The sequence below is a fragment of the Bacteroidota bacterium genome, from assembly GCA_008933805.1.
In the GTDB taxonomy this organism is placed as follows: Bacteria; Bacteroidota; Bacteroidia; order UBA8524; family UBA8524; genus SB11.
Genome location: WBUH01000029.1, coordinates 21,249 through 27,803, shown reverse-complemented (window position 1 = coordinate 27,803; position 6,555 = coordinate 21,249). Strand labels below are relative to the sequence as shown.

Genomic DNA, 6,555 nt, shown 5'->3' with positions numbered 1-6,555 from the left:
ATATTATATTGATTATTAACACTATAAATAAAAAAGGTTTGAGGTGTTACCTCAAACCTTTTGAAGAAAATTCACCCAAAGGGGGACAATCAATTGCTTGAAGCAACGCCTGCAAGGTATTTGCCCAGCTTATCAAGGTTTTCTTTTTGGCCTTCATCAGCTTTATGGGCTTTTATAATAATATCACGCATTTCAGCGGTATTAAACTCCATTGTCCAGTCAATATAAGTTTCTTCACCCTTCGCTTCAAAAATAACCGTAGTAAAAAAGTACGGATGAAAATGCTCAAACACTATCTTTTTGTGCAGCTCAATTTCTTTGTACACAATCCTGTTTGGATAATTAGTCCCATCAGGCCCGTGCATAGTTAGTGTCCACTCCCCTTCTTCTTTAAACTCCATTTTGTGAATTGTGTTCGTAAAACCGTTTGGCCCCCACCAATTTGCAATATGCTCAGGCTTCGACCACACATCCCACATAAGTTCAACAGGTGCCTTAAACACCCTGGTAATTCTAATTTGTCTGTTTTCCATATGTATTATTTTGCTTTTGACTGGATTTGCTCTAAGTATTTATCAAGGTCATCAAACCTCTGTTCCCAAATCTTCTTAATCTGCTCTACCCACACATCTACTTCGCTTAGTTTATCCAACCGAAGCTGATAGTGTATCTCCCTACCCTGCTGGGTAGAATCAACCAAGCCGCATTGTGTAAGAATTTGAATGTGTTTTGAAATGGTTGGGCGTGCAGTATTAAACTTTTCGGCAATCGCCCCTGCTGTCATTGTTTGTGATGCAAGTAAGATTAGTATCGATCGCCTTGTTGGGTCGGCTATTGCCTGAAAAACGTCTCTTCGTAGGTTCATTGCGTAGCTAAATGACTACAAATATAAATGTAGCCATTTAGCTACAAAATATTATTTAAATGAGACTTGCACGCCCCATTTAAATAACTGTAAAACAATCATTTAAAATAATTCATTGGAACAAACAGCAATGAGTTTACAAGGTGTTAATCTGCTTTTGCCGTGTTTTGTTCTATATTGTAGCCTACTTAATTACTATCAATTATGGCACTATCAAAAAAACCAAACATCTTATTTTTAATTACCGATCAGCAAAGCGCTGTCCCCTCTTGGACTGAAGAATGGGGAGCAACAAATTTTCCAGCCATGCATAAGCTCAGAAAAAACGGCTTAACCTTTAAGCGAGGGACAATAAACTCTTGTACCTGCTCGCCCAGTCGTGTAACATTATTTACCGGATTATACCCCGCACAACATGGTGTGATACAGGTTTTAGAGTTTGATGACCCTGACGGCAACAATGCTGTAAAACAACAAATGCAGGTAATGATGTCGAGCGATTTGCCCAATATGGGTAAAATGATGGCATCGGCGGGTTACGATGTGGTGTTTAAAGGCAAGTGGCACTTAACAAAACCTGTTAATTACATTGTTGATGAGGAGTTGGGTATCAATCAGCTGTATTGGACAGCCGAGGACGTGAAACACATTAGTGAACGCTGGGGCTTTAACGGATGGAATGCACCCGATGCCGGTGATAATATGAACATTGCCAATTTTGGCGGCGGCACGGTAAACAATGACGGGCGTTTTGTTAGCGGAAACGGAGAGGCTGCTTTATATGGCCCACAGCCAAAGGAAAAACTTTATGAAGAAAGCATATTATCGTTCTTTGAGAAGTACAATCCTGAAACCGATAAACCATTCTGCCTGATTGTTTCGTTGGTAAACCCACACGATGTATTGTCTTACCCCGGTACAAACCCCGCAATGAAAGCGCAGGGCTTAGAGCCTATATATATTCAAGGCGGCTATAATCCCGATGATTTTACGGATATACCCGTGGTACTGCCATCAACTGTTGACGAGGATTTATCAACGAAGCCCCAAGCACAAAGGCAGTGGAGAGACTTTTGTAATATCACCAACGGAAGTCTGGCCAGTGAGCAAGCTCAAACAGAATATCTGCAGTTCTACTCCTACCTTAATAGTATGGTGGATAAACAACTGAATGTGGTTTTAGAAGCCTTGGACAAAAAGGGACTGACAGATGATACCATTATTATCAGAATTAGCGACCACGGAGATATGAAAGTATCGCACGGGTACCAACGCCAAAAGATGTACAATATGTACAAAGAGACCCTGCAAGTACCCTTTATTATCTCTAACCCTAAACTTTTTCCTGAACCGCAAGAAACCGAATCACTTGCCAGCTTAATTGATATTATGCCTACGCTTGCAACTATGATTGGTATTGAAGGTGAAGAGCGCAAAAAATGGTATTTTAAAGGGAAAGACCTTACCCCGATTATTAAAAACCCTAATGCTTCCGTACAGGATTACATTCATTATACCTATGATGATATGTATTTCCCCGTACCCGCAGCAGGACATATACGTGCCATTGTAGAAAAAGACTGGAAGTATGCAGTGTATTTTGACCCCAATAAAGGTAAGCCCACAGAATACGAGCTATATAATATTGCCCCCGATGCTGACCCTGAAGAGGTGTATAATTTAGCAAACCCCGCTTACGCAACCCCTGAGTCGAATAAACAATGGGAACGCCTGCACGAAAAGCTAACGCAAGTAATGGATGAGCTGGGAACTATGCCGGATAGTATCTTTTGGCCTAACACATTGCCAAAGATTAACAAGACTCAACAATCACATTAACAACTGTTTTTTAACAATTTACATGCGGCAAGGGTTGAAAAAATTCTTGCCGCATATTTTTATATAATATCACTACAAAGCGTGTTGCTATATAGGCCGGCTTTCCTATTTTCGCACGTGAACTACCAAAAAAACTATGGAAACAATTCAAAGTAACAACCCTAAACGAGCAGCATCGATGGGGTTTATTTTTGCAACCGTACTAATTGATGTAATCGGTTTTGGCATTATCATCCCTATTATCCCTGATTTATTAAAAGAACTTACCGGCAAAGAAGTGAACGAAGCTTCGGGTGTTGGCGGTTTGTTGATGGCTTCTTTTGCATTAATGCAATTTTTATGTTCACCTATAATGGGTGCACTTAGCGACAAATATGGCCGCAGGCCTGTTTTGCTGCTTTCTTTATTAGGACTTGGAGTAGATTATTTACTAAGTGCTTTTGCACCAACGGTAGCGTGGCTGTTTGCTGGCCGTATTTTGGCTGGGCTTTTTGGAGCCAGCTTCACTACTGCCAATGCTTACATAGCTGATATAAGCACCAATGAAAACCGAGCGCAAAACTTTGGAATGGTGGGCGTTGCATTTGGTGTAGGCTTTATTATTGGCCCTGCATTGGGCGGAGAACTTGGCGAACGTTTCGGGACAAGGATGCCTTTTTATGTAGCGGCAGGTTTAAGCTTTATTAATTTGCTGTACGGATACTTTATCCTACCCGAATCATTACCTAAAGACAAGCGCCGGGAGTTTAGTCTTGCAAAATCAAACCCTTTTAGCACACTATACAATCTTAAAAAGTTCCCTGTACTAAAGAGCCTTTTGTTTGCCTTTTTGTGCATTTATGTTGCAGCCCATGCAGTGCAATCTAACTGGACGTTTTATACCAGCTACCGTTTCACATGGTCAAAAGAGACTATAGGCCGTTCATTGGCCGTGGTTGGTATTTTGGTTGCCTTTGTACAAGGCGGATTGATACGGATTATACTTCCTAAATGGGGACTTAAAACCAGCATTTTTGTTGGGTTTATTCTATACGGTCTTGGATTAGTTGGTTTTGGCTTTGCCAATGCCAGTTGGATGATGTTTGCCTTTTTGGCTCCGTATTGTTTGGGAGGAATTGCAGGTCCCGCCTTGCAAAGTGTGGTAAGCGGCCAAGTGCCTCTTAACGAACAAGGTGAACTACAAGGCACACTTACTTCGCTAATGAGTTTATCGGCTATTATCGGCCCTTTACTTATGAACGGAGTGTTCCATTACTTCACCGGAAAAGAAACTCCTTTTGTTTTTCCTGGCGCGGCCTTTATTCTTGGTGCAATACTAACTTTTATAAGTACTGTATTATTAATAAAGCCTTTACGTAAGTACGCCACCCCTGCTCCTAAAGAATAATTTGGCATCAAAAATGTTTATGCTATACAAAACACAACTATGTATAGCATAAACATTTACCGCTTTTTGCTAACCGCATCAATTGCAGTTGCCATTACCCTATCATCATGCAGTATGCGTACCGTGAGGATTCAAGCCACACGCCCTGCTGATGTTACCCTGCCCTCACACGTTGATACCTTGCTAGTTCTTAACCGCACCTATTTTAGTTCACAAGCAGTGGGAATTATCGAAGGTCTTTTAACAGGAGAACTGCCCGGTGAAGACCGCGCAGGCACACAAGCGGCTATCAACGCGTTTCAAAGCACCATTAATTACTCAAACAGGTTTGTAGTAAAAAACGCTGCCGAAATTTTCCCCGGAAACAGTATCAGCAGAGCTTTTCCTGAGCCAATCAGTTGGGGAGATATTGAAAACCTTTGCAGCAAATACCACACAAATGCTGTGATGGCTATTGAAATTTATGATACCGATTTTATTGTAACCGACGGTAAGCGTTTGGTGAAAAAGGAAATCACTGAAAATGGCGTTAAAAAAACCGTTGAAACCAATGAGTTTTATGCAAAAGGAGTTGGGAACGTTACTATAGGGTTTAGAATTTACGACCCTGTGAACAAAGTAATACTAGACCAACAGCTTATTACCCAAAGCAACACTTGGGAAACTACGGCCAATAGTGCGCAGGATGCTTTGGCAAAACTAATAGCCAAATCAGATGCAGCAAGGTATATAAGCCAGTTGGCGGGCAACTCATATGCCTACAAAATTGCCCCCATGCCCATTACACTTACCCGCAAGTATTATAAAAAGGGTAAAAATGTTGCTTCTGTAGCTACCGGTAGCAAACAAGCTGAGGTGAATGATTGGGCTGCTGCACTTGAAACATGGAAAGGCTCTTTATTACAGAGTACCAGTGATAAAGATGCGGCACGCATTTGCTACAACATGGCTGTTGCACATGAAGTATTAGGAAATCTTGAGGATGCAAAATTATGGGCAAACAAAGCCTATGTAGAATACGGCAGCAAAAAAGCCAAAAAATATTCAGCAATTCTTGACGGTAGAATTTACGACCAAAACCGAGTTAACGAGCAGTATAAATAATTTACAATAAGGTTATTGTGTGTAAATGGTTTTGTTATAATTTAGCGACTGACTACGGCAATTGCGTAATGTCAACTTGCATAAGTAACTAACTAAACCTCACACATTCAAATGCAACCGAATTTTAACTTAACGGAAGCGCAACAAATGCTGGCGCTATCCTATGCTGCCGATTTACTTGGCCCTCGCAAAAATCCCGACGGCAAAGGTTTTACTACTTTAAAACCTGCTAACAACCGTAACAACCCTCTTCCTAATGACAACGGAACGGAATATCCCTACCCTGTTGACCCTATTTGGCCTGCAGGATGGACACCCGGCTTCCCTGTTTTCGACACACTGTTATTTAATGTATGGCATCGTTCAATTTTACAAGCTGCTCCGGCAAACATCCCTCCTATTATTGCTAACCTTAAGTTTGGCTCTAATAATGTTATTGTTACCTACAATGAATCATTAGATGCTTATGCTGTAGCCTTTGCAGGAACCGAAAACCTAACCGGTGCGTTGGAAGATGTAACCTTCGTTCCAGTGCCTGCCGGCCCACTTGATTACTCGTTTTATAACAGCTCGGCTACATACATTGTAAACCCTGATTATTACAACCAACCTGCCGACCCTAAACAACCTGCTGTAGTACAACCGTATATGCACTTTGGTTTCCGTGTAGCTGTTGAAGAATATACTGTAAAAGCTTCTAACGGCTCTTTACACAACCTTATTGAGGCTTTTCAGGCATTGGGTAAAACCAGTATCAATTTGTTTGTAACAGGACACAGCTTAGGGGCTGCAATGGCCGGTGTATTCTCTGCTTGGGTACAAGCCGGAGGTTTGCAAGCGGCAGGTATTACCACCGTAAACCTTAAAACATACACGTTCGCCTCACCAAAGTGGGCTAACGATGCGCTTGCCAATAACTTTGATAACGGTCTAACTAAAAACAACATGATTTACCGTGTGGTAAACAACTTGGATACCGTTCCTCAAATCCCACCAACTATTGAGTGGTTGAATGATTTGAACAACCCAAGTATGATTAAAGCATTGTTGCCTTTGAAACCTCCGGCGTTTTTAGAAGATTTGGCAAACAAACTAAAAGAGATATTCCCCAACGGGTACCCTAACCTTAACTACGTTCACGTGGGTAATGCATATGTGGTACAAGGAGAGTTCCCTGTAGTTTATGAGGGAAGCACTTTACCCGCAAGCCTTTTCCCCGGCAGCGGAAATGCAGATGCCCCTACCAACTCACTATTACAAGAATGGTGGCAACATTGGCCGTTTGTTTACTACAACGCTATGACAAACGCAACAGCAACAAGGGCTAGGGCGTAAATCATTACAATTCACATAAAACAAA

6 protein-coding genes are annotated in these 6,555 nt (G+C 41.5%); 4 read left to right on the top strand and 2 right to left on the bottom strand.

Annotated features, from left to right (window positions below; translation table 11 throughout):
* Window positions 1-89: 89 nt before the first annotated feature.
* Window positions 90-533: a polyketide cyclase gene (locus tag F9K23_18565; GenBank protein ID KAB2912823.1), complete on the bottom strand. Its 444-nt coding sequence runs from the start codon at window positions 531-533 to the stop codon at window positions 90-92.
* Between the two features lie 5 nt (window positions 534-538).
* Entirely contained in the window at window positions 539-865 is a 327-nt protein-coding gene (locus F9K23_18560; protein KAB2912822.1) for a winged helix-turn-helix transcriptional regulator, read from the bottom strand.
* Between the two features lie 204 nt (window positions 866-1,069).
* Here F9K23_18560 and F9K23_18555 point away from each other — a divergent pair, with 204 nt between their 5' ends.
* From F9K23_18555 to F9K23_18540, 4 genes are all read left to right on the top strand, one after another.
* Window positions 1,070-2,704: a sulfatase-like hydrolase/transferase gene (locus tag F9K23_18555; GenBank protein ID KAB2912821.1), complete on the top strand. Its 1,635-nt coding sequence runs from the start codon at window positions 1,070-1,072 to the stop codon at window positions 2,702-2,704.
* A 136-nt stretch (window positions 2,705-2,840) separates the two neighbouring features.
* Window positions 2,841-4,091 (top strand): TCR/Tet family MFS transporter, encoded by a 1,251-nt coding sequence (locus F9K23_18550; GenBank protein KAB2912820.1) that lies wholly within the window; start codon window positions 2,841-2,843, stop codon window positions 4,089-4,091.
* 39 nt (window positions 4,092-4,130) lie between these two features.
* Window positions 4,131-5,195, top strand: coding sequence for a hypothetical protein (locus F9K23_18545; GenBank protein KAB2912819.1), 1,065 nt, complete (start codon window positions 4,131-4,133; stop codon window positions 5,193-5,195).
* A 111-nt stretch (window positions 5,196-5,306) separates the two neighbouring features.
* A complete protein-coding gene (locus F9K23_18540; protein ID KAB2912818.1) occupies window positions 5,307-6,530 on the top strand; it encodes a lipase family protein in 1,224 nt (407 codons plus the stop codon).
* Window positions 6,531-6,555 lie beyond the last annotated feature (25 nt).

Bases quoted from the DNA above. Each gene is read 5' to 3' on its own strand.
- F9K23_18565 (KAB2912823.1), bottom strand. From the start codon at position 533: ATGGAAAACAGACAAATTAGAATTACCAGGGTGTTTAAGGCACCTGTT.
- F9K23_18560 (KAB2912822.1), bottom strand. From the start codon at position 865: ATGAACCTACGAAGAGACGTTTTTCAGGCAATAGCCGACCCAACAAGG.
- F9K23_18555 (KAB2912821.1), top strand. From the start codon at position 1,070: ATGGCACTATCAAAAAAACCAAACATCTTATTTTTAATTACCGATCAG.
- F9K23_18550 (KAB2912820.1), top strand. From the start codon at position 2,841: ATGGAAACAATTCAAAGTAACAACCCTAAACGAGCAGCATCGATGGGG.
- F9K23_18545 (KAB2912819.1), top strand. From the start codon at position 4,131: ATGTATAGCATAAACATTTACCGCTTTTTGCTAACCGCATCAATTGCA.
- F9K23_18540 (KAB2912818.1), top strand. From the start codon at position 5,307: ATGCAACCGAATTTTAACTTAACGGAAGCGCAACAAATGCTGGCGCTA.